Source organism: Methylobacterium sp. SyP6R (genome assembly GCF_019216885.1).
Lineage (GTDB): Bacteria > Pseudomonadota > Alphaproteobacteria > Rhizobiales > Beijerinckiaceae > Methylobacterium.
The window spans coordinates 391975-414969 of sequence record NZ_JAAQRC020000001.1; the positions used below are offsets into that span (position 1 = coordinate 391975).

Below are 22995 nucleotides of genomic sequence, written 5' to 3' on the forward strand. Positions count from 1 at the left end.
GTCGTTCACGCCTCGCAGGCGACGCTCGGTCACGTCGAACGGAGAGCGGCATGGGCGCGTGGATCGGGATCGGTGGGGCGGCCGTGCTCGGCGCGTTGTGGCTCACCGGGGCGGCCCAGGCCGGCTCGCCGGACCGGACGCAACGCTACCTCGACGCGATGACGCGGCACGACCTGTGCGCCCGGGACGATGCGGGGTTGAGGCGGCTCCACCGCGATCTGTCGAAACCCTCCGCCGCGAGGGTCGGCGCGAAACGCTGAGCAGATTTCGAAAAAGTGGTGACCGGTGTTGCGACAAAAATCTGCGACAAAACAAGAACCTGAGCGGACGAAGCGTTGGCCTGCCAACGCAAGTCTGCTTGGGGGCGGATGCCGGCCCGGGGCCGGCACCGATCGGTCGAGCGGGCGGCTCAATCGGCCGAGCGCACGATCTTGGTAATGGCGAGCGGGGGCTTGCCGGACTTTTCCGCGATGTCGCGGTCCTGCTCCTCGATCACCTGGCGCACGGCGCCATCGACGTCGTGCTCGAGCGTGGCGGTCCGGGGCACCCGGCGGTTGGAGCGGCGCGAGCCGTCCTCGTAGTAGACGTCGAACAGGACGTAGCCCGTATCCTGCACTTTCGGCTTCTGCTTCGAACGCAGCATGGTCGTTGACTCTTCTTGGCGGCGGGGCACACGGCACGACAACGCGGCCCGTGAGGCCACGCTGACATGCGGCCCGCGCCGCGAGGGGGAGGATCGATCGAGTGACGGCGGTCCTTCGGGCACTCGGCCGGGGGCCTGCCTCGAAGGGGCGGGCGCGCGACGCGAGCGAGGATATGGGCCCGAACGACGCCGAACGCCAGCGCGAAGCGCCAGCGTCGATGCCGCAGTGCAGGAAAATGCGGAGCGGTGCGGCGCTCAGCCGGTATACATCACTGCCGCCACCGGGGCGGCCTTCGGGCGGGCGGTGTGGGTCATGGCCCAGATCGACCAGGCGGCGAGGCCCGAGCAGAAGAGCAGCACCAGCCCGCGGACGTAGCGGCCGCGGTGGATGTCGCGCACGGCATAGACCGGCAGCAACGCCGCCTTGGCGAGGTTGCGCAGGGCCAGAACCATCAGGATCGCCATGAAGGCCGTCACTGTCCCGAGCATGTCCATCCCCCTTCGGCCGTGAGCCATGGCGGAGCTTATCCCCGCAACACGGCGAAACGAAGCCACCCGCTCGAAATTATCGCTGCGACGTGTCAACCCGGCCACAGCGATCCTGCACGCCGAATGGTTAACGATGCGTAACGGAGCCACGGCGCTCACCGCTCCCGCCTGACATCCGGCCTCGCAGGGACGCAGACCGCCGCCCTGCCGAGGGGGGACGTGCCAAGTCCTCCCAGAGCAGGCGGTTCTTGGCTTGGCCTTCGCCTCGTGCCGCCCGAGCTTGCGCCCGGCGCCGTGGGCCAGCGACCGCCGACGGCCTATACGGATTGGGAGCCGCTCGTGGGCGTGGGGGCCGGAAGCCGTCAGTAGCCCCGCGCCGCATCCACCGTGTCCGGCGGCACCCGGCCCGCGCGCACGGCCTCGGCCGCGGCGAGCAGGGTGCGGGCGACCGCCTGGGGGCTCGCCTCGCAGGCCTCGTGCGGGGTGATGCGGATCGCCGGATGGTCCCAGAACGGGTGCTCGGGCGGTAGCGGCTCGGTGGCGAACACGTCGAGGGCGGCGCCCGCGAGACGGCCGGATTCGAGCGCCGCCAGGAGATCGGCCTCGACCAGGTGCTCGCCGCGGCCGACCTGGATCAGGACGCCGCCGGGGCGCAGGGACGAGAAGAGGCGCGCATCGAGAATGGCGCGGGTCTCCGGCGTCAGCGGCAGCAGGTTCACCAGGACTTCCGTTTCACCGAGCATGGCCGTGAGCCCGTCCGGGCCGTGATGGTGGATGACACCAAGGTCCGCCTCCTGTGGCCTGCGGCTCCAGGCCCGGACCGGAAAGCCGAGGGCGGCCAGGTCGCTGGCGACCCGTCGGCCGATCTTGCCGTAGCCGAGAAGGCCCACCGGCACTGCGCTCGCATCGCGCGGATAGAGGCGGCGCCAGATCCGGTCGCGCTGGTTCTCGGCGTAAGTGGTGAAGCGGCGCTGGTGGCCGATGACGTGCCAGAGCACGAAGCCCGACATCGCCCGCGCCTGGTCGGGATCGACCACCCGCACCACCGGCAGGTCCGGCGGACGTCCGGGACAGGCGAGGAGATTGTCGACCCCCGCTGCGATCGAGCACAGGGCCGCGAGGTTGGGGTAGCGCGCCAGCGCGTCGGCGGGCGGGCGCCAGCCGAGCGCCAGACGCACCCGCTCGGGGTTCGGTGCGGGGTGATCCACGATCTCGACGTGATCGGAAATCCCGGCGAGCGCCGCGCCGAACAATCCGCGCAGGTCGGTGGTCGCGCTCAAGAGCACGCAGGGAAGGCGGTCCATTGTCAGGCCTGGTTGAACGGAAAAGTCTGCCGTGATTGAAAGACGAGCGGAGCGTCCGACCAGCCATCCCAGAGCGCGTTCGAGTTGGCCGGCCGAAGTGAAACCCTCGATGTCATCCCGGGGCCGCGCACCGGAACCCGGGATGACATCGAGGGTGGCAGACCCGTCGCCGCCGCGACGCGGAGTCTCACGCCGCTTGCCGCACCCGGCCAGGCACCGCCTCGAGAAGCGCGCGCGTATAGGGATGCTCGGGATTGGCGAACAGCGCGCTCGCGCTCTTCAGCTCCACGATCTCACCCTGGCGCATCACCGCGATCCGGTCGCAGATCTGGGCCGCCACCCGCAGATCGTGGGTGATGAACAGCATCGACAGGCCGAGGCGCGCCTTGAGATCTTCCAGCAGCGCCAGCACCTGGGCCTGGACCGAGACATCGAGGGCCGAGACCGCCTCGTCGGCGACCAGCACCTCGGGTTCGAGCGCGAGCGCCCGGGCGATGCCGATGCGCTGGCGCTGGCCGCCGGAGAATTCGTGCGGGAACCGCTCCAGCGCCTTCTCGTCGAGGCCGACGAGGGAGAGGAGGCGGCGCGCCCGCTCCGTCGCTTCCGTCACCGAGACCCCGTGCGCCACCGGCCCGTCGGCGATGATCTGACCCACGCTGCGGCGCGGGTTGAGCGAGGCGAAGGGATCCTGAAAAACCATCTGGATCCGGCTGCGGGCCCGGCGCAGGGCCTCGCCCTTCAGCCCCGTGAGGTCGGTGTCGCCGAGGCGCACGGCCCCGGCATCGGGGTCGATCAGCCGCATGACGAGGCGCGCGACCGAGGATTTCCCCGAACCCGATTCGCCGACGAGCCCCAGCGTCTCGCCGCGGTGGAGCGTGAAGGCCACGTCCCGCGCCGCCGCGGTGCGGCGCTTCGGCTTCCACAGCCCGCCGCCGGTGACGTAGGTCTTTTGCAGGCCCGTCACCTCGATCGCCTTCGGCCCCGAAAGGGGAGGGCGGGTCGGCGGGTCCATGGTCGGCACGGCGGCGAGCAGGGTCCTGGTATAGGCGGCCTGCGGCCGGCCGAGCACGGCGGCCGCGGGGCCTTCCTCCACCACCCGGCCGTGGCGCAGCACCAGCACCCGGTCGGCGATCTCCGCCACCACGCCGAAATCGTGGGTGATGAACAGGACCGCCATGTGGCGGCGGGTCTGAAGGTCGCGGATCAGCTTGAGGATCTGGGCCTGCGTCGTGACGTCGAGGGCCGTGGTCGGCTCGTCGGCGACGAGGACGGTGGGTTCGAGGGCCAGCGCCATCGCGATCATCGCCCGCTGGCGCTGGCCGCCCGAGAGCTGGTGGGGATAGGAGCGGACGATCTGCTCGGGGTTGGGCAGCCCGACCTCGCCGGCGAGCGCCACCGCCCGGGCGCGGCGCTCCTTGGGGTTAAGCTGGCCATGGGCCTCGAACATCTCGGCCATCTGGTCGCCGATCCGCATCAGCGGGTTCAGCGCCGTCATCGGCTCCTGGAAGATCATCGCGATCCGCCGGCCGCGGGTGTCGCGCCAGCCGGCTTCGTTCTGGCCCAAGAGGTCGGTCTCGCCGAGGCGGATCGCTCCGGAGACCGGCCGCACCGCCTTCGGCAACAGGCCCATCAGGGCGTGCGCGCACATCGACTTGCCGGAGCCCGACTCGCCGACGAGGCACAGGATCTCGCCGGCCACGAGATCGAACGACACGCCGTCGACGGCGTTCGGCCGGTCGCCGCCTTCCGGCAGGGCGAGGCTTAGAGATCGGACCGAGGCGGCGACCCGGCGGGTGTCGGAATCCATCTCAGCGCTCCCGGGACAGGCGCGGGTTGAGGGCATCGTTCAGCCCCTCGCCGATCAGGTTGAGGGCGAGCACGGTGAGCAGGATCAGCAGGCCCGGAAAGGCGGTGATCCACCAGGCCTGCCGGATCACCGTGCGGCCGGCCCCGACCATGAAGCCCCAGGACATTCGGTTCGGGTCGCCGAGGCCGAGGAACGACAGCGAGGATTCGAGCAGGATCGCGGTCGCCACCATCAGCGAGGCCAGGACCACGATCGGCGACAGGGTGTTGGGCAGCACCTCCCGCCGCAGGATGGTGAAGGTGGTCTGGCCGGTCACGATCGCCGCCTGGACGTATTCGCGCGAGCGCAACGACAGCACCTCGCCCCGCACCAGCCGGGTCACCGGCGGCCAGCTCACCAGCGCGATGGCGAGGATCATCGAGGACAGGGAGGGCTGCAGGATCGCCACCAGCACGATGGCGAGCGCGAAGCTCGGCACGGTCTGGAACAGCTCGGTGAAGCGCATCAAGGCGTCGTCGACCCGGCCGCCGAGATAGCCGGCGAGCGCGCCGAGCGGCACGCCGATCAGCAGGGCGGCGAGCGTCGAGACCAGGCCGACGATCAGCGAGACGCCGGCCCCGTGCATCAGCCCGGCGGCGATGTCGCGCCCGAGCGCGTCGGTGCCGAGCGGCACCCGCTCCAGGGTGAAGGGCGGCACGAAGGGCCGCTGCACCATGCGCCAGGGCGAGGTCGGGTAGAGGACCGGCGCCAGCAGCGCCGCGGCGACGACGAGAGTCAGGATCACGAGCCCGAACACCGCGCCCGGATGGCGCAGGAAGGCGGCGAGCGGCCCGCGGCGGCGCGACCGGACCGGGGCGGCGAGCGGAACGGCATTCTCCATCACGCCACCTCGATGCGGGGATCGACCGCGCGGTAGACCACGTCGGTGACGAGGTTGAAGACCAGCACCATCGCGGAGGAGACCACGAAGACGCCCAGCAGCAGGTTGTAGTCGCGCTGGAGCAGCGCCTCGTACATCAGCCGCCCGATCCCCGGCCAGGCGAACACCGTCTCGGTGAGCACCGCGCCGCCGACGAGCGTGCCGGCCTGGAGGCCCGCCAGCGTCACCACCGGCAGGAGCGCGTTGCGCAGGATGTGCCGGCGCTGGATCACCCCCTCGGTCAGGCCCTTGGCCCGCGCGGTCTTCACGAAGTCGAGGCGCGAGACCTCCAGCATCGAGGAGCGGGTCATCCGCACGTAGACCGCCATGAAGAACAGCCCGAGGGTCATGGCCGGCAGCACTAGGTGGTGGGCGATGTCGAGGGCACGACCGAGCCCGGTATAGCCCGCCCCCACGGTCTCGAAGCCGAAGCTCGGCAGCCAGTCGAGCCGGACCGAGAACAGCAGGATCGCCATCAGCGACACCCAGAACAGCGGCGTGGCATAGAACAGGAGCGCGACGCCGGTGATCGCGGTATCGGCGAGCGTGCCTGCCCGCCGCGCGGCGAGAGACCCCAGCAGCACCCCGAGCGAGAGCGAGATCGCGAAGGCGCTGCCGGTCAGCAGCAGGGTCGCCGGCAGCCGCTCGCCGATCAGCGTCGCCACCGGCATCTGCTGGCGCACCGAATAGCCGAGATCGAGCCCGGCCATGCTGCGCAGGTAGGCGCCGAGCTGGCTCGGCAGCGGCTGGTCGAGGGCGAATTTTTCCCGGAGCTGGGCGATGAAGGCTTCGTCGCCCGCCCCCGCCTCGCCGGCCATCACCAGGGCCGGGTCGCCGGGGGCGAGGCGGATCAGGAAGAAGTTCAGGACCACGATGGCGAGGAGCACCACGATGCCCTTCGCGATCCGCCGCGCGATGAAGCCCAGCATGCTTTATCCTTCAGCCGTCGATCCGAGAGCCTTCAGCGGTCAATCCAAGCATCGCGAAACCCGTCATTGACTCCGATGCCGGTGGTGACGAGGTCGTGGACCTTGCAGCGGGTGATGGTCGGGAATTGCAGCTCCAGGAGCCAGGCCACCGGCGCGTCCTCGACGAGCGTCTTCTGCACCGCCTCGTAGATCGGCCGGCGCTGGTCGTCGCCGACCGCGACCGCGCCCTTCGCGAAGGCCTCGTCGACGCTCGGGTTGGAGTAGCCCTCGACGTTGTTGAACGGCGAGCCTTTGGCGATCTGCGACGAGACGTAGTTGCGGCCCACCCCGAGCGCCGGGTCACCGTACTGGTAGAGATACGTGAAGGCGATGTCGTAATCCCACTCGGAGGTCTTCTGGTTCCAGCCGGCGACGTCGGTCGCCACCAGCTCGACCTTGATGCCGACATCCTCGAGGTTCTGCTTCACGGCCTCGGCCCAGCGCTGCCAGGTCTCGCCGTAGGGCAGCGGCAGGAGGCGCACGGTCTCGCCCTTGTAGCCGGATTCCTTCAAGAGCGCCTTGGCCTTGGCCGGATCGTAGGAATACTTCGCGGCCTTCGGATCGTGGTAGCGCACGGTGGAGGCGAACGGGCCGGTGGCCGGCTTGCCGAGCCCGTTCCACACCACGTCGCGGGCGAAGTCGCGGTCCAGCGCGTAGGACACCGCCTGGCGGAAGGCCTTGTTGGCCATCGGGCCCTTGCGGTTGTTGAGCCAGAGCCAGGACATCGGGCTGAAGAACTCCCAGCCCTTGGTGGTCGAGCAGGCCCCCTTGAGCGCGGACAGGCGCTGCACGTCGAAATTCTCGACCGAGCCGCCGGGCAGGATGTCGACCTTGCCGGTCTCGAACGCCACCGAGCGGGCGGCGGCGTCCGGGATCACGTGCCAGTAGATCTCGTCGAGATAGGGCTTTCCGGCGACGTGGTAGTTCGGGTTCTTGACCAGCCGGATGTAGGAGCCCTTCTTCCACTCCTTGAACATGTAGGGGCCGGTGCCGATCGGCGTGTTGTTGGCCGGATTGGTCTTGTAGTCGGTGCCGGCATAGATGTGCTTCGGCACCATCGGCAGCGAGCCGACCTCGAAGATGCCGAGGAACGGGCCGAACGGCTCGGAGAGGGTGAAGACCACGGTGTACGGATCGGGCGCCGTCACGCTCGCGACGCGGGCGAGGTTGCCGCGGGCGCGGGCATGGGTCTGGCGCAGGAGCTCGACCGAGAAGACCACGTCGTCGGCGGTGAACGGCTTGCCGTCGTGCCAGGTGGCGTTCCTGACGAGCTTGAAGGTGTAGGTCTTGCCGTCGTCGCTCATGCTCCAGCTCTCGGCGAGGCCGGGCAGGGGCTTGAGGGCGGAATCGTAGCGCAGCAGCCCTTCGTAGATGTTGCCGGCCACCATCTGGGTCGGCCCGTTCTGCACCATCGCCAGCATCAGGCCGGGCGGCTCGGGCTGAATCACCGCGTTGGCGGTACCGCCGGGCTTCGGGGTTTGTGCGAAGGCCGTGCCGGCAAGCGCCAGGGAGAGCACGGTGCCGGCCATGAGCGTCTTGAGCATCGAGAGTGTCCCCGTTGGTCCCTTTGGCGGCGTCGTGAGACGGTGAACGCGCGGGTTGCGCGCATCTCCCCTCTCCCCGCGGGCGGGGAGAGGGCTCCGGCGACCTTGTCGTCGACGGAGCGAGGCGTCAGCCGAGGGTGAGGGGGTGTCTCCGGAAGAGGCTCACGCGTCGAGACCCCCTCACCCTCGCTTCGGCTTTCGCCTCCGCTTGCCGCGGACCCGACAAGGGGTCCGCAGCCCTCTCCCCGCCTGCGGGGAGAGGGGAAACCCGCGCTCGTCTCGGCAGCGGGCGGGTCGGGCGTCGCCCTATTCTCTATAATCCGGGTCGCTGCGCTCCAGCATGCGCTTGAAGGCGTCCCATTCGGGGTCGGGCAGCCGGCCCGTCTCCATCTTGTCGTAGAACGAGGCGTATTGCCCGGCGGTCTTCGTGGCCACCGCCACTGACGGGCGGATCACCGGGGCGCCCGAGGCTTGCAGCGCGAGCTGCGCCCGGCACGAGCGCTCCAGGTTGTGCATCAGCTTGAACGCCTCGGCGACCGAGCGGCCGCAGGTCAGCATGCCGTGGTTGCGCAGGACCATCACCGGCTTGTCGCCGAGATCGGCCACCAGGCGCTGGCGCTCGTCGAGGTCGAGGGCGATGCCTTCGTAATCGTGGTAGGCGAGGCGGCCGGCGAACTGCATCGACCACTGGTTGAGCGGCAGCAGCCCCTCTTCCTGGCACGACACGGCGACGCCCGCCACCGTGTGGGTGTGGAGCACGCAGAGCGCATCGTCCCGGGCGGCGTGGACCGCGCTGTGGATGGTGAAGCCCGCCGGGTTGATGCCGAGCCCGCAGGGGTCGTCGACCACGCGGCCCTCGAGATCGACGGTGACGAGGTTGCCGGCCTTCACCTCCTCGAACCGCAAGCCGTAGGGATTGATCAGGAAGCGGTGTTCCGGTCCCGGCAGCCGGGCCGAGATATGGGTGTAGATGCTGTCGTCGAGGCCCAGCCGATGGATCAGCCGGTAGGCAGCCGCGAGGTCGACGCGGATGCGCTGCACCTCGTCGGCCTGCGGATGAGCGGATGACGACATCGGACCTCCTCACGGACAGGTTCGCGGCGGGTTCGTGCGCCACGACATCTTCACGTCTACGGACGGCGCGGCGCGAAGATATGCGCGACGACGGCCGGATGCAGAGCCGGTCGGACCACGACATCACCCGGCATGAGCCTAGACTGACCCGGCCTTGCGTGACGATCAAGCTGAAAGTGTCGACAATCGACGCCTACGCATTGCACAATGCCCGGACGGAGGTGCGATGCGCGCGATGTCCCCACCCGTCGGATTGCCGCTGCTGGCCGAGAGCGATCTCGTGCGCCAGGTCGCGCGCCGGCTCACCGACGCGATCGTGCAGGGGCAGCTCGCTCCCGGCGCCAAGGTGGCGGAGGCGGCGGTCGCCCGCGAGCTCGGCATCAGCCGGGCGCCGGTGCGGGAGGCGGCCCGCCTCCTCGAGAGCCAGGGCCTGCTCAAGGCCTCGCCGCGGCGCGGCTTCTTCGTGCGCGAACTCTCGGCGCAAGACGTGGACGAGCTCTATGCCTTGCGCCTGTGCATCGAGCGCCACGCGGCGGTGGAGGCGGCCCGGCGCCAGACGCCGGAGATCCGCGCCGCCCTGCGCCGCCAGCTCGACCTGATGCGGGATCTCGCCCGGCGCGACGATCCGGCGACCATCGTCGAGGCCGATTACCAGTTCCACCGCCTGATCTGCGAGGCCGCCGGCAATGCGCGGTTGCTGCGCCTGTTCGACGGGCTGGCCTCGGAATTGCGGATCGTGATCGGGCTGATCGGGCGGCTCTACGACGACCCGGACGAGATCGCCCGCACCCACGAGCCGGTGCTGGAGGCCATCGAGGCCGGCCACCCGGAGCGGATCGTCGCCCATGTCGACCACCATCTCGGCGTCGCCCGCCGGGAGGTCGTCCGGCTGGTGCAAAGCCTCGCCCCCACACCCTGAGAAACACGGGAGATTCCATGAAGGCCGTCCATTCCGAGGACCACCGCCGCCACGACCCGAAGTTCTTCCTGGTGCGCGGCCAGGTGAAGCCCGCCGCCGATCAGCCCGAACGGGCCGACCGGCTGCTCGCCGGGCTCAAGGCCGGCAACCACGCGATCGTGGCGCCGCAAGGCCACGGCGCGGGCGCGCGGGCGCGGGTGCACAGCCCCGATTACCTCGCCTTCCTGGCGGAGGCCTGGGAGGAATGGGAGACGCTGCCCGACCACGGGGCGGAGATGATCGCCAACATCCACCCGGTGCGGGAGGCCGCGACCTACCCGACCCACATCGTCGGGCGGCTGGGCTGGCACACGGTCGACACCGCCTGCCCGATCGGCCCGGGCACCTACGCGGCGGCGGCGAGCGCCACCGACGTCGCCGCGAGCGCGGCGCAACTGGTGCTCGACGGCGAGGACGCGGCCTACGCGCTCTGCCGCCCGCCCGGCCACCACGCCTATCGCGACCGGGCCGGGGGCCATTGCTACTTCAACAACAGCGCGGTCGCCGCCGCGCATTTGCGCCAGACGCACGCCCGGGTCGCGGTGCTCGACGTCGACGTGCATCACGGGAACGGCACGCAAGGCATCTTCTACCGCGATCCGAGCGTGCTCACCGTCTCGCTCCATGCCGATCCGCGCGGCTTCTACCCCTTCGTCTGGGGCTACGCCCACGAGCGCGGGGAAGGGGAGGGGATCGGCGCCAACCTCAACCTGCCGCTGCCGCTCGGCACCGGCGACGATGCGTATCTCGACGTGCTGGAGGGCGTGGCGAGCCGCACGGTGAAGGCCTTCGCCCCGACGGCGCTGGTGGTCGCGCTCGGCCTCGACGCCTCGGAGCACGATCCGCTCGCCGGCCTCGCCATCACGACGCCGGGCTTTCGCCGCATCGGCGCGGCGCTCGCGCGTCTCGGCCTGCCGACCGTGCTGGTGCAGGAGGGCGGCTACCTCTCCGACCTGCTCGGGGAAAACCTGACGGCGGTCCTCGCCGGCTTCGAATCCGCCCGCTGAGGAGTTTTTCGCCCGATGGCCTTCGCCTGCACGATTCCCGCGATCCCGACCGTCCAGCACGACGACGACACGGTCCGCATCACGCGCTGGGACTTTTCGCCCGGCGCGGTCACCGGCTGGCACGAGCACGGCTGGCCCTATTTCGTGGTGATGATCACCGCCGGCACCCTGCGGGTCCACGACGGCACGACCGTCACCGAGGTGCCGCTCGCCCACGGCCAGTCCTACCGCCGCCCGGCCGGCATCCGCCACGACGTCCAGAACGGCTCCGACCACCCGATCGCCTTCGTGGAGATCGAGGTGAAGAAGCCGGAGGGGCTGGCGGGTCTCGCCTGAGAGCCCCCCGAAACGGGAACGGCCGGGGCGTGAGCCCCGGCCGCTTCTTTCGTGAGGTGTTGTTCGCCGATCAGCGCAGGAGCTGGAGGATGCCCTGCTGCGACTGGTTGGCGAGCGACAGGGCCGAGATGCCGAGCGAGTTGCGGGTCGAGAGAGCCTGCGAATTCGCTGCCTCCTCGTTGAGGTCCGCATTCGTCAGGTTCGCCGCGCCCGCATCGAGCACGTTGATCATCTGCTTGGTGAAGTCCTGCCGGTTCTGCACCACCGCCAGGTTGGCGCCCAGGGTCGAGGCCTGGTTCTTCAGCTGGCTCGACGCGCTGTTGATCGTCGAGATCACGGCGTTGATCGAGTTGCTGTCCTGGAAGTCGGTCTGGCCAACCGCGACCATGCCGAGCAGCGAGGCCGAGACCTGAGTGCCGGCGATCTTCAGCGAGGAGGTGCCCTTCTCGTTGAAGCTGACGTTGACGGTGTCGCCGGCCAGCAGGTTCGTGCCGTTGAAGCCCGAATCCGCCGCCATCTGGTCGATCTGGGAAAGCAGGTTGTTGTAGGTGCTCACCAGGTTGCTGCGGGTGTTGGCGCCGTCGCCGCCGATGATCGCGCTCGAGGTTGCAGAGCTGAACGGGTTGCCTGCGCCGCTCGCCGACAGAGTCAGGTTATCCGCGCCCGCCTCGTTGGTGGTGGTGATCTTGATCGCGCCGGTCGTGCTGTCGATGCTCGCCATCGCGTTACCCGGAGCCAGGGCAGCGTTGAGCTGGTTCAGGGTCGAGATCTGGCCCGCAGCGGTGCCGAAGGACAGGTTGATCGTATTGCTGCCTGCGACCTTGACGCTGATCGTCTTGCTGTCGAGCGCACTCTTGGTGAAGGTCTGGGTCGGGGGGGTGCCGGCCGTCGCGACCGTGGTGCCCTGCCCGGCGCCATAGCTCTTGATGAGCGAGAAGCCGAGGTTCGACATCTTCGCGGTCGAGGTGCTGCCATCGCCGAGCACGATCCCGGTCGCCGAGTCCGCCGCCGTGAAGCTGAACTTCTTGGCGGTGGCGTCGTACGTCGCGCTGACTGCACCGGCGGTGGCGGTGCTGACCTTTTGGGCGAGAGACGACAGGGTGTCGCTGCGGCCGACCGTGACGGCCTGGCCGTTGACCATGAAGGTGTCGCCGGCGACGAAACCGGCGCCGGTGGCCAGGCTGGTGGCGGTCGGCACGAACACACCCGCCGTCCGGTTGGCGCCGGTGGCGAACGCGGACGTCGTGACCGAGTCTGTGCCGAGCGCGAAGGCACCGCCGTCGGTGGTACCCTTGAGCGTGATCACGTTCGTGGCCAGGGTCGCCGTGACGGCCGATCCGGCTGCCTTGAGCTGGTTGTTGATGGCGTCGGTGACGGCCTGGCTGCTCGCGCCGTCGGTGGCCTGGTTCAGGGTGACGTTGACGCCATCGATCGAGAGGGTCGCGGTGCTGCCACCGGCGGCGGTGAAGATGGCCGCGATGCCGGTGGAATCGAGGGTGTTGCTGACCGCCTGCTGCCTCGTCACGCTGGCGCCGCCGATCGCCGCCTCGGCCACCGCGGTGGTCGCACCGACCGACAGGAGGTTGTTGGCGGTGGCGCCGCTCAGGGCGGTCGAGCCGACGCTGGCCTTGGCGGTGAAGGCGTTCGAGGCCGAGAGGGCCTGCTGAGCGACGGACTTGAGCTGGTCGGTTAGGCCCTGCAGCTTGGTGATGCCGGTATTGGCGGCCTGGATCGTCTGGATGCCGTTCGACACACCGTCGAGCAGGGTGGTCAGCGCCGACGAACGCGAGGACAGGCCTTGAGCAGTGAAGTAATTGCTCGGGCTATCGAGGGCGGTGTTGACCTTCTTGCCGGTCGAAAGGCGGGACTGTGTGGTCGACAGTAGGTCGGCGGTGCCCTGGAGCGACAGGAGGTTCTGGCGGGTGGCGGCCGAGAGGGTGATTCCGGAAGACATTGGGCGATCCTATTGATCGGTAGACCTTCGTGTTTTGAAGGCGAGGTCAGATTGGCCCCGTCGCCCTTGCCCGGTCCTTACCGCAAAGCTGAAAAGGCCTCCGTTCCCCTGGTTCCAAAGGTCATGACTTTCAGAACGTTAATGACCGTACCCATCTCGACTGATCGATTTACCTTAATGCCGAAGTTACCATGATTCACGCGCAGCTGAGAGCGAATGGTCGAGGGATCGAATGAGGGGTGGCAATGGGTTGCGCTGCTTGAGGACACGTCAGGCGTCAGCGACCACTGGAAGCATGCCACTGTGCTGTCCATGGCAAGCGTAGCCGCTCCAGTGGCTGGCCGATCTGGCTGCCCGTCCTGCAAGATCAGGCTCGGCGGCACCCTTTGCGATCCGCTGAGACACGATCGCCGGAGGATGCATTCACAGAGATGGTCAGGGCCTGTTTGAGTTGGTCGACAAAAGCCAACCCGTCCATTTCATCCCAGGTTCTCATCTTCGACGAGCCCCGGGATGGCGAGAAGAAATATCGACGTCTGCTGCAGATAACTCGAACTGCACGACGCGGGAGGCCGCCGGGGTGCCAGAGCGACGGCCGAGAGCATGAACCCTCCCCCGCAGTGGGGGGAGGGTTCATGCTTTCGGCCGTCTCTCCCACACTGCGCAACCCGCTGTGTCGTGTCCTGTGCAGGTAATCGGCGCGACGATTCGGGCGGGCTCGGGCACAATGAAAGAATCCCAAGCAGATGCGCATCATACGCATCTGCTTGGGATTTCTCGGAATCGGCGCCGTACGGCGTGAAGCAACGACACGCATGTCCCGTGGCCCGTCGTAGAGAGGCCGTTCGGGATGCACGAAAGGCTCAGGCTTCTCGTCTCTCATACGATTTCCGACTGATCGCTTCGCGATGCGGAAATCGGCTTCGCTCACGCGCCGCGCGGGCTGGTGATACGAAATCCGGAAGTGATCTTCCGGATTTCGTATCACACGAGAGGCGGGGAGCCTGAGCCTGTTCCGCTCGCGTGATCAGCCGCGCAGGAGCTGGAGGATGCCCTGCTGGGCCTGGTTGGCGAGCGACAGGGCCGAGATGCCGAGCGAGTTGCGGGTCGAGAGGGCCTGCGAGTTCGCCGCCTCCTCGTTCAGGTCCGCATTCGTCAGGTTCGCCGCGCCCGTATCGAGCACGTTGATCATCTGCTTGGTGAAGTCCTGCCGGTTCTGCACGACCGCCAGGTTGGCACCCAACGTCGAGGCCTGGCTCTGGAGCGCGGTGTTCGCGCTGTTGATCGTGGCGATCACGGCGTTGATCGAGTTGCTGTCCTGGAAGTCGGTCTGGCCGACCGCGATCAGGTTCAGACCTGACGCCGTCACCGCCGTACCGGACACCTTGAGCGAGGAAGTGCCGCGCTCGTTGAAGCTGACGTTGACGGTGTCGCCGGCCAGCAGGTTCGTGCCGTTGAAGCCCGAATCCGCCGCCATCTGGTCGATCTGGGAGAGAAGGCCGTTATAGGTGTTGACCAAGTTGTTACGGGCATTGGCGCCGTCACCGCCGATGATCGCGCTCGAATTACCGGAGCTGAACGGGTTGCCGGCGCCGGTCGCCGTCAGGATCAGGTTGTCGGCGCCCGCCTCGTTGGTGGTGCTGATCTTCAGCGCACCGGTCGTGCTGTCGATGCTCGCCATTGCGTTGGCCGGAGCCAGGGCAGCGTTGAGCTGGTTCAGGGTCGAGATCTGGCCCGCAGCGGTGCCGAAAGTCAAGCTGGTGAAGCTGCCGCCTGCGACCTTGACGCTGATCGTCTTGCTGTCGAGCGCACTCTTGGTGAAGGTCTGGGTCGGGGGGGTGCCGGCCGTCGCGACCGTGGTGCCCTGCCCGGCGCCATAGCTCTTGATGAGCGAGAAGCCGAGGTTCGACATCTTCGCGGTCGAGGTGCTGCCATCGCCGAGCACGATCCCGGTCGCCGAGTCCGCCGCCGTGAAGCTGAACTTCTTGGCGGTGGCGTCGTACGTCGCGCTGACTGCACCGGCGGTGGCGGTGCTGACCTTTTGGGCGAGAGACGACAGGGTGTCGCTGCGGCCGACCGTGACGGCCTGGCCGTTGACCATGAAGGTGTCGCCGGCGACGAAACCGGCGCCGGTGGCCAGGCTGGTGGCGGTCGGCACGAACACACCCGCCGTCCGGTTGGCGCCGGTGGCGAACGCGGACGTCGTGACCGAGTCTGTGCCGAGCGCGAAGGCACCGCCGTCGGTGGTACCCTTGAGCGTGATCACGTTCGTGGCCAGGGTCGCCGTGACGGCCGATCCGGCTGCCTTGAGCTGGTTGTTGATGGCGTCGGTGACGGCCTGGCTGCTCGCGCCGTCGGTGGCCTGGTTCAGGGTGACGTTGACGCCATCGATCGAGAGGGTCGCGGTGCTGCCACCGGCGGCGGTGAAGATGGCCGCGATGCCGGTGGAATCGAGGGTGTTGCTGACCGCCTGCTGCCTCGTCACGCTGGCGCCGCCGATCGCCGCCTCGGCCACCGCGGTGGTCGCACCGACCGACAGGAGGTTGTTGGCGGTGGCGCCGCTCAGGGCGGTCGAGCCGATGCTGGCCTTGGCGGTGAAGGCATTTGCGGCCGAGAGGGCCTGCTGGGTGATGGCCTTGAGCTGGTCGGTCAGGCCGCGCAGCTTGGTGATTCCGGTATTGGCGGCCTGGATCGTCTGGATGCCGTTCGACACGCCGTCGAGCAGGTTCGTCAGGGACGACGACCGCGAATTCAGGTTCTGGGCGGTGAAGTAGTTCACCGGGCTGTCGAGCGCGCTGTTGACCTTCTTGCCGGTCGAGAGGCGCGTCTGCGTCGTGGAGAGCAGCGCGGCCGTATCCTGGAGCGACAGGAGGTTCTGGCGGGTGGCGGCCGAGAGGGTGATGTCGGACATGGGTGGCGACCTTTTTGATCGTCGGGCGAGGCGTCTTTTTGACGACGCCGTCACCATCGCCGCACAGGCCTTTCGTCTTTCTTAAGCCTAACGGTCGCGCCGATCATGCCCATCCTGTTATGGTTAATGTTGGATAAATCTATCGCCGGGGCAGTCGTTTCGGTCGTCGCTACAGTGAATTCTTAATCGTCCGCGCCCTAGCGTCGGGCCCATGTTCACCCATTCCCTCCCTTACGCCCCGCCTCGGGGGCAGGCCCGCCGGTCGCTTCCATCTCCGGATGGGGCGGCGCCGGTCGTGCCGCCCGCGTGCCCCGGCGAGGCGTCGGAGCGGGACGGGCGGCGGGGGGCGGCGCGGTCCTCCGCCGGCCCGTCGGGGTGACGGACCGGATGCAACCCAACTCGTAAAGGCGCACCCTTCGCCCAAGATCATACGGACAGACGCCCATGCCCCTGCGCATCCACCTGAAGCCGTTCGAGCGCCTGATCATCAATGGTGCTGCGCTCCGCAACGGCGAGCGCTCGACCAACCTGCTGATCGAGAACACCTGCAAGTTCCTGCGCGAGAGCGAGATCATCCCGGAGAGCGGAGCCGACACCGCCTGCAAGCGCCTGTGCGTCACGCTCCAGCTGATCTACCTCGCCGACCATCCGATGGAGGCCGACGACCTGCTGGTGCGGCAATCGATGGAGATCCTGCGCGGCATGCCGACGAGCGCGCCCTACCTGGTGGCGATCCAGGACGAGCTCGCGAACAAGCAGTATCATCGCGCGCTCAAGGTCGGCCGCGAACTCGTCGCCTACGAGCGCAGCCTGATGGAGCGGCTCGCCGGCGCCACCAACGCCGCCTGACACGCCCTCGCAACGAATTCGCCCCGGCCCGGCCGCAATGGGGTGTGATGACGCGGCCATGAGCGACCGCACCCGCATCGACTGGAGCACCCCCGCGCAGCTCGTCGTCTGGCCGGGCGACGACACGGCCGAGAGACCCACCGTCACCTTGCGCGAGGCCGTGGCGGAAGCCGGCCGGATCGAGGGCGGCGTGGTGTGGATCGTGCTCGCCGACGGGCATATCCTGCGGCCCAACCAGATCGCCGAATTGCAGGCCGCCCTGCCGCGATCTTGAGCGCCCCCGGTCCCGCTCATCGCGCCCAGCGACGTCATCGCCCCCAAACCTCCCCAGCCCCGCGCGCGTTGCCCTCCTTCAGACTGGAGGGGTGATGCTGATCTTCGAATGGATCGCCGGCGTGCTCGTCGTCGCGGTCCTGCTCGCCGGGGTGGCGCGGCGCCTGGGGGCGCCGTTCCCGGCTTTCCTCGCCATCGGCGGGGTGGTGCTGGCCTTCGTGCCGCAGGTGCCGCGTCCCGGCCTCGATCCCGACCTGGCGCTGGCGCTCTTCCTCGCCCCGGTCCTGCTCGACGCGGCCTATGACACCAGCCTGCGCGACCTCAAGCGCAACTGGATGCCGATCGCCGGCCTCGTCGTCGGGGCGGTCGGGGTCACGACGGTCGCGGTGGCGCTGGTGGCGCGCTGGCTCGTGCCCGACCTGCCGCTCGCCGCCGGCATCGTGCTCGGTGCCATCGTGGCGCCGCCGGACGCGGTGGCGGCGCTCTCGGTGCTGGCCCATCTCCGGCTGCCCCACCGCCTCGTCACCATTCTCAAGGGCGAGAGCCTGTTCAACGACGCCTCGTCGCTGCTGATCTACCGCCTCGCTTTAGGGGCGGTGGCGACGGGCTCGTTCTCGGTCGCCGAGGTTGCCCCGACCTTCCTGATCGGCGTCGTCGGGGGACTGGTCGCCGGGCCGGTCCTGGCGATGCTCTACGTCCGGCTGATGCGCCGGGTCACCGATCCGCCGAGCCTCGTGGTCCTCCAGTTCGTCGCCACCTTCGGCCTCTGGCTCGCCGCCGAGCGGGTCGAGGTCTCGGGCGTGCTGACGGTGGTGAGCTTCGGGCTCACCGTCTCGCGGCTCTCGCCCCAGACCATGCCGGCGCATCTGCGCGTCACCTCCAACACCGTCTGGGAGACGGCGGTGTTCGTGCTCAACGTGCTGGCCTTCGTGCTGATCGGCCTCCAGATCGGCCCGATCCTCGAGGGGTTGAGCCCGGAGGAGCGCCGCCACACGGCGGTCGTCGCCGCGGCGGTGTTCGCCACCACGGTGGTGGTGCGGCTCGCCTGGGTGCTCGGCGCCCGGGCCGTCGCCCGGCTCTGGCACCGCCTGTTCGGTCCGGTCGGGCCGGCGCCGATCGGCCTGCGCTCGGGCACGACGGTGGCGTGGTGCGGGATGCGCGGCGTCGTCACCATCGCGCTGGCGCTGGCGCTGCCGGGCGATTTCCCGCATCGCGATCTCGTGGTGCTGACGGCGTTCTGCGTCGTGCTCGGCACCCTGGTGATCCAGGGCCTGACCTTGCGCCCGCTGCTGGCCTGGTTCTCGCTCGGCGACGACGATCCGGTCGGGATCGAGATCGGCCGGGCCCGCGCCGCGGCCTACCGGGCGGCCCGCGACAGCCTGGCCGACGAGACCTCGCCCCATGCCGAGGCCCTGCGGCGGGAATTCGACGCGGCGCTCAGCGAGGCGGAGGACCATGACGAGGGCCTCGCCCCGGAGAGCCTGCCGGCCGACCGCTTGCGCCGCCGCGCCGTCGAGGCCGCCCGCGCGGTCATCCTGTCCTTGCGCGAGCGCGACGAGATCGGCGACGACGCTTACTTGCGCCTCGAGGAGGAGCTGGACTGGACCGAGCTCAGCGCGACGCCGCGGGAGGAGGTCGCCCCTTGATCCACGCGGTGCCGGGCCGCGCCGGGCGCACGGCGAAAACGATGGTCAGACCCGAACGGTTGATTGTATCCCGGGCGGGCTTGAGACCAAAAACCTGCGCGCCGGGCCAGAGGGCCGTCCCCGCCAAGGCTGTTCCCCGCGCAGGGCGAGAAGAGACGTCAAACGAGCGAGACGCCATGCACGCCACCCGAATGCCCTCGTCGCGGCCGCCATCCTGGATGTCGCGGTTCTTCACGAGCGGGCCCGTCACCTGCATCGAGGACCTGCGCGTGCTCGCCGAGCGGCGGGTGCCGCGGATGTTCTACGACTACGCCGATTCCGGCTCGTACACGGAGGGCACCTACCGGGCGAACGAGGACGATTTCTCCAGGATCAAGCTGCGCCAGCGCGTCGCCGTCGACATGACGAACCGGACGCTCGCCAGCACCATGGTGGGCCTTCCCGTCAGCATGCCGGTGGCGCTGGCGCCGACCGGGCTGACGGGCATGCAGCACGCCGACGGCGAGATCCTGGCGGCGCGCGCCGCCGCCAAGGCCGGCGTGCCGTTCACGCTGTCGACCATGAGCATCTGCTCGATCGAGGACGTGGCCGAGAATACCGACGCGCCGTTCTGGTTCCAGCTCTACGTGATGCGCGACCGGGACTTCATCGACCGGCTGATCGACCGCGCCAAGGCGGCGCAATGCTCGGCGCTCGTGCTCACCCTCGACCTCCAGATCCTGGGCCAGCGCCACAAGGACGTGAAGAACGGCCTCTCGACCCCGCCCCGGATGACGATCCCCAACATCGTCAACCTGGCGACGAAGCCGCGCTGGTGCCTGAACATGCTGCGCACCCAGCGCCGCACCTTCCGCAACATCGTCGGGCACGCGCAAGGGGTGGGGGACCTGCGCTCGCTCTCGTCCTGGACCGCCGAGCAGTTCGACCCGCGCCTCAACTGGGACGACGTCAAGCGCATCCGCGACCGCTGGGGCGGCAAGCTGATCCTGAAGGGGATCCTCGATCCCGAGGATGCGGAACTGGCGGCGCAGAGCGGCGCCGAGGCGATGATCGTCTCCAACCACGGCGGGCGCCAGCTCGACGGCGCGATCTCGTCGATCGCGGCCCTGCCCGAGATCGTCCGGACGGTGGGCGACCGGATCGAGGTCCTGATGGATGGCGGCATCCGCTCGGGCCAGGACGTGATCAAGGCGCTGGCGCTCGGGGCGCACGGCGTCTTCATCGGCCGCGCCTTCCTGTACGGGCTCGGGGCCGGCGGCGAGGCGGGCGTGACCCAGTGCCTCGACATCATCCGCAAGGAACTCGACGTCACGATGGCGATGTGCGGCCTGCGGGACGTGCGCCAGGTCGACGAGCGGATCCTGGCGGGTCAGCCGGCTCCGACGAACCGGCCGTTCTGACGCGAGACATCTGACGAAGGAAGGCTCCGCCCGGCCGCGGGACGACAGGGCCGGGCGGAGCGAAAACCCTTACATGCGGTGCATGTGGCGGTGCATCATGCGGTGACGCATCATGTGCCGCCGGTGCATCATGTGGCGGCGATGCATCATGTGCCGGTGCATGCGGTGGTGGCGCATCATCCGGCGCTCGCCGCGGGTCATCTGCACCGTCTCCACCATGGGAGCGGCCTGGATGCCGGCCGGGCTCGCCGGGGCGGCGGAGGCCGCGCCGACGCCGAAGGAGAGCGTTCCGAGAACGGCGGCTGCCGCGAGGCCCAGAGTCAGCTTCTTCATCTTTGGTGTCTCCTCTTGCGCGGCCCTCAAGCCCTCAAGGGCGCGGACCGGCCCGCCGGAGCGGGAGGCTTTTCCCGCTCGGGGCGGGTCACGAGAAAGGTTCATCCAACGGCATAGGTTCCGGCGACACGATCATTTTTCGTGCGAGCGATGGTTTAAAAAATGTGAGCCGGCGCCGTACCCTTCGGCGCCCCCGCGCGTTTTCCCTCGCGCCCCGCAGCGGTGACGCAACGACAGGGGAGGGGGCAGGCCATGCAGCACGAGGGCATCCGGATCCAGGCCGACGCGGACGGCACCTTCACCCTCTACAGCGATGCCCGGGTGATCCTGCGCGGCCTCACCCGCGAGCGGGCCTATCGCCTCGCCGGCCGTCTCGGCGAGTTCGTGCGGTACTGAAGTCTCACGCCGCGCCGCTCACCAGGGCGGCGGCACGCATCAGCCCCGGCAGGGCCCGGGCGACGGCCTCCGGATCGCTCCAGCGTCCGGCCTCGCCGGCGACATGCAGGGCGCCGAACGGCCGGCGGGCTCCGTCGAGGAGCGCCACCGCGACCACGACCTCGTCCTCGATCACCTCGTGGGCGGCGACCGCGTAGCCGTCGCGCCTGGCCACCGCCACCGCCTCCATCACCGCCTCGGCCTCCGTGCGGGTGAACCGGGTCAGCGGCCGGCGATCCTCCGCCTCCACCAGGGCGCGGGCCTCCGGCTCCGCGAGGGCCGCCAGCACCGCGCGACCGCCGGCACTGCAGAAGAGCGGAATCCGGCGCCCGACCAGGTTGGTGTAATAGGGCTCGGCCCGCGCCTGCAGCCGCAGCGCATAGACCAGCGATGCCCGCGAGAAGAAGCTCAGGTCGACCCGCGCGTCGCAGGCCCGGCGCAGGTCCATCAGGATCGGGGTCGCCCGCTCGATCAGCGGGTGGTTGCGCAGCAGGTGATAGCTCAGATCGAGCACCCGGTCGGCAAGCACATAGCGCCGGGTCGTCTCGCATTGGTCGAGATAGCCGAGCTGCGCCAGCGTGTGGGCCATGCGCTGGCACGTGCTCTTGTCGTGGCCGCAACGCTGGCTGATCTCCTGCAAGGACAGATAGCGGGCGCCCTGGAACGCTTCGAGTACGGCGAAGCATTTTTCGACGGATTGCACAAAGAGCCGGCTTCGCGCGGTTTCGCCGCTCACGTCCGTTGACATCGCCTCGTCCCCTGAACCAGCATATCATGCAATGCAGCGTATTGCATGGCAATACAGACGAGCGGAGTTCGGCATGGACGGCACGGTCGCGACGAGGGAGGCCCGTCGATCCCGGCCGGGCCTCGACCCCCGGGCGCGCAAGGCGATCGCCGCCGCCTGCATCGGCAACATGCTCGAATGGTATGATTTCGGGGTCTACGCCTTCCTGGCCGGGTCGATCTCGGCGGCGTTCTTCCCCTCGAGCGACCCCACCGCCTCGCTGCTCGCGACCTTCGCGGCCTACGGCGTCGGCTTCCTGGCCCGGCCCTTCGGCGGCGCGGTGATCGGGCGCCTCGGCGACCGGCGCGGGCGCAAGGTCGCGCTGGTGCTGACCCTGCTGATGATGGCGCTCGGCACGATCGGGCTGGGCCTGCTGCCGACCTACGCCCGGATCGGGATCGCGGCGCCGGCCCTGCTGGTGACCTTGCGCATCCTCCAGGGCATCGCGGCCGGCGGGGAGTGGGGCGCCTCCACGGCCTTCATCATCGAATGGGCGCCGGAAGGGCGGCGCGGGCTGTTCGGCTCGTTCCAGCAGGTCAGCACCGCCTCCGGCATCCTGCTCGGGTCCGGCGTCGCGGCCCTGCTGACCTCGCTCCTCAGCCCCGAGGCGATGCTGGCCTGGGGCTGGCGCATCCCGTTCCTGCTGGGCGCCTCGCTCCTCGTCGTCGGCATCCTGATCCGCCGCAGCGTCGACGAGACCCCGGTCTTCGAGGCAAAGGTCCAGCACGGCAAGGCCGCCGCGGTGCCGCCCGCGGGCGAGAGCGGCCCGCGCTTGGGGCTGCGCGCCTTCGGCTTCACGATCTTCTGGACCGTGTCGTACTACATGCTGCTGTCCTACATGCCGACCTTCACGCAGAAATACGGCGCGCTCTCCGCCTCGCAGGCCCTGTGGTCGAACACGATCGGGCTCGTGGCGATGGTGCTGACCGTTCCGGTCTTCGGCCATCTCTCGGATCGGATCGGCCGCAAGCCGCTCCTGATCGCCAGCGCGGTCGCGGCGATCCTCCTGTCCTACCCGCTGTTCCGGATCGTCGCCGACGGGGCGGGCTTTGCCACCGTGGTGGCGATCCAGGTCGTGTTCGGCATCATCGTCGCGCTCTATTCCGGCCCCGGCCCGGCGGCGATCTCGGAGATGTTTCCGAGCCACCTGCGCTCGACCTGGATGTCGATCGGCTACACGCTCGCGGTCGCGGTGTTCGGGGGCTTCGCGCCCTTCGTCGCCACCTGGCTCATCGCCGCGACCGGCTCGGCGCTGGCGCCGAGCGTCGCCTACCTGATCCCGATGGCGGCGGTCACGCTCGCCGTCCTCGTGCGGATGCCGGAGACCGGCAAGACCCGGCTCGCCTGATCGGAGTGCC

General features: G+C 69.2%; 22 protein-coding genes. 10 read left to right on the forward strand and 12 right to left on the reverse strand.

The window, feature by feature from the left end:
- Nucleotides 1–50: 50 nt before the first annotated feature.
- Nucleotides 51–260 carry a hypothetical protein gene (locus HBB12_RS01845; RefSeq protein WP_236987794.1) on the forward strand — a complete coding sequence of 70 codons (210 nt, stop codon included), beginning with the start codon at nucleotides 51–53 and terminating at the stop codon, nucleotides 258–260.
- 149 nt (nucleotides 261–409) lie between these two features.
- On the opposite strand, the gene HBB12_RS01850 is transcribed toward HBB12_RS01845, so the two are convergent.
- The 8 genes from HBB12_RS01850 to HBB12_RS01885 form a co-directional block, all read right to left on the reverse strand.
- Nucleotides 410–643 carry a hypothetical protein gene (locus tag HBB12_RS01850; RefSeq protein WP_165085980.1) on the reverse strand — a complete coding sequence of 78 codons (234 nt, stop codon included), beginning with the start codon at nucleotides 641–643 and terminating at the stop codon, nucleotides 410–412.
- A gap of 255 nt (nucleotides 644–898) precedes the next feature.
- Complete coding sequence (locus HBB12_RS01855; RefSeq protein ID WP_236987795.1) at nucleotides 899–1132, reverse strand: hypothetical protein; 234 nt, start codon at nucleotides 1130–1132, stop codon at nucleotides 899–901.
- 362 nt (nucleotides 1133–1494) lie between these two features.
- Nucleotides 1495–2436, reverse strand: a complete 942-nt coding sequence (locus HBB12_RS01860; protein WP_236987796.1) for a 2-hydroxyacid dehydrogenase — start codon at nucleotides 2434–2436, stop codon at nucleotides 1495–1497.
- 187 nt (nucleotides 2437–2623) lie between these two features.
- Nucleotides 2624–4243, reverse strand: a complete 1620-nt coding sequence (locus tag HBB12_RS01865; protein WP_236987797.1) for an ABC transporter ATP-binding protein — start codon at nucleotides 4241–4243, stop codon at nucleotides 2624–2626.
- A 1-nt stretch (nucleotide 4244) separates the two neighbouring features.
- Nucleotides 4245–5123, reverse strand: coding sequence for an ABC transporter permease (locus HBB12_RS01870; protein WP_236987798.1), 879 nt, complete (start codon nucleotides 5121–5123; stop codon nucleotides 4245–4247).
- Nucleotides 5123–6091 carry an ABC transporter permease gene (locus HBB12_RS01875; protein ID WP_236987799.1) on the reverse strand — a complete coding sequence of 323 codons (969 nt, stop codon included), beginning with the start codon at nucleotides 6089–6091 and terminating at the stop codon, nucleotides 5123–5125. The genes HBB12_RS01870 and HBB12_RS01875 overlap by 1 nt, the downstream gene beginning before the upstream one ends.
- 32 nt (nucleotides 6092–6123) lie before the next feature.
- Complete coding sequence (locus tag HBB12_RS01880; protein ID WP_236987800.1) at nucleotides 6124–7674, reverse strand: ABC transporter substrate-binding protein; 1551 nt, start codon at nucleotides 7672–7674, stop codon at nucleotides 6124–6126.
- Nucleotides 7675–7980: 306 nt separating this feature from the next.
- A complete protein-coding gene (locus HBB12_RS01885; protein WP_236987801.1) occupies nucleotides 7981–8748 on the reverse strand; it encodes a class II aldolase/adducin family protein in 768 nt (255 codons plus the stop codon).
- Nucleotides 8749–8983: 235 nt separating this feature from the next.
- On the opposite strand from HBB12_RS01885, the gene HBB12_RS01890 reads away from it, so the two are divergent.
- Genes HBB12_RS01890 through HBB12_RS01900 form a run of 3 tightly spaced genes read left to right on the forward strand, consistent with a single transcriptional unit; the run spans nucleotide 8984 to nucleotide 11049 of the window.
- Nucleotides 8984–9667 (forward strand): GntR family transcriptional regulator, encoded by a 684-nt coding sequence (locus HBB12_RS01890; RefSeq protein ID WP_236987802.1) that lies wholly within the window; start codon nucleotides 8984–8986, stop codon nucleotides 9665–9667.
- A 17-nt stretch (nucleotides 9668–9684) separates the two neighbouring features.
- Nucleotides 9685–10713, forward strand: a complete 1029-nt coding sequence (locus HBB12_RS01895; RefSeq protein WP_236987803.1) for a histone deacetylase family protein — start codon at nucleotides 9685–9687, stop codon at nucleotides 10711–10713.
- A 15-nt stretch (nucleotides 10714–10728) separates the two neighbouring features.
- Nucleotides 10729–11049: a cupin domain-containing protein gene (locus HBB12_RS01900; protein ID WP_236987804.1), complete on the forward strand. Its 321-nt coding sequence runs from the start codon at nucleotides 10729–10731 to the stop codon at nucleotides 11047–11049.
- Between the two features lie 70 nt (nucleotides 11050–11119).
- Here the strand turns inward: HBB12_RS01900 and HBB12_RS01905 are convergent, their stop codons facing one another.
- Nucleotides 11120–13003, reverse strand: coding sequence for a flagellin N-terminal helical domain-containing protein (locus HBB12_RS01905; protein ID WP_236987805.1), 1884 nt, complete (start codon nucleotides 13001–13003; stop codon nucleotides 11120–11122).
- 1027 nt (nucleotides 13004–14030) lie between these two features.
- Nucleotides 14031–15914 (reverse strand): flagellin N-terminal helical domain-containing protein, encoded by a 1884-nt coding sequence (locus HBB12_RS01910; protein WP_236987806.1) that lies wholly within the window; start codon nucleotides 15912–15914, stop codon nucleotides 14031–14033.
- Between the two features lie 444 nt (nucleotides 15915–16358).
- Between HBB12_RS01910 and HBB12_RS01915 the strand changes: the two genes are divergently transcribed.
- The 4 genes from HBB12_RS01915 to HBB12_RS01930 all read left to right on the forward strand — a co-directional run bounded on the left by HBB12_RS01915 (nucleotide 16359) and on the right by HBB12_RS01930 (nucleotide 20082).
- Complete coding sequence (locus HBB12_RS01915; protein WP_236987807.1) at nucleotides 16359–16763, forward strand: flagellar biosynthesis repressor FlbT; 405 nt, start codon at nucleotides 16359–16361, stop codon at nucleotides 16761–16763.
- Nucleotides 16764–16821: 58 nt separating this feature from the next.
- The gene (locus HBB12_RS01920; protein ID WP_236987808.1) at nucleotides 16822–17037 is read left to right on the forward strand and encodes a hypothetical protein; all 216 of its coding nucleotides are present in this window, start codon (nucleotides 16822–16824) and stop codon (nucleotides 17035–17037) included.
- 94 nt (nucleotides 17038–17131) lie between these two features.
- Nucleotides 17132–18682: a cation:proton antiporter gene (locus HBB12_RS01925; protein ID WP_236987809.1), complete on the forward strand. Its 1551-nt coding sequence runs from the start codon at nucleotides 17132–17134 to the stop codon at nucleotides 18680–18682.
- A 218-nt stretch (nucleotides 18683–18900) separates the two neighbouring features.
- Nucleotides 18901–20082: an alpha-hydroxy acid oxidase gene (locus HBB12_RS01930; protein ID WP_236992631.1), complete on the forward strand. Its 1182-nt coding sequence runs from the start codon at nucleotides 18901–18903 to the stop codon at nucleotides 20080–20082.
- A gap of 69 nt (nucleotides 20083–20151) precedes the next feature.
- On the opposite strand, the gene HBB12_RS01935 is transcribed toward HBB12_RS01930, so the two are convergent.
- Nucleotides 20152–20415, reverse strand: a complete 264-nt coding sequence (locus HBB12_RS01935) for a hypothetical protein (protein ID WP_236987810.1) — start codon at nucleotides 20413–20415, stop codon at nucleotides 20152–20154.
- 252 nt (nucleotides 20416–20667) lie between these two features.
- On the opposite strand from HBB12_RS01935, the gene HBB12_RS01940 reads away from it, so the two are divergent.
- Nucleotides 20668–20811, forward strand: coding sequence for a hypothetical protein (locus HBB12_RS01940; RefSeq protein ID WP_236987811.1), 144 nt, complete (start codon nucleotides 20668–20670; stop codon nucleotides 20809–20811).
- A gap of 4 nt (nucleotides 20812–20815) precedes the next feature.
- On the opposite strand, the gene HBB12_RS01945 is transcribed toward HBB12_RS01940, so the two are convergent.
- Nucleotides 20816–21586 (reverse strand): IclR family transcriptional regulator, encoded by a 771-nt coding sequence (locus HBB12_RS01945; RefSeq protein WP_236987812.1) that lies wholly within the window; start codon nucleotides 21584–21586, stop codon nucleotides 20816–20818.
- Nucleotides 21587–21671: 85 nt separating this feature from the next.
- Here HBB12_RS01945 and HBB12_RS01950 point away from each other — a divergent pair, with 85 nt between their 5' ends.
- Complete coding sequence (locus HBB12_RS01950; protein ID WP_236987813.1) at nucleotides 21672–22985, forward strand: MFS transporter; 1314 nt, start codon at nucleotides 21672–21674, stop codon at nucleotides 22983–22985.
- The last annotated feature ends 10 nt before the right edge of the window (nucleotides 22986–22995 follow it).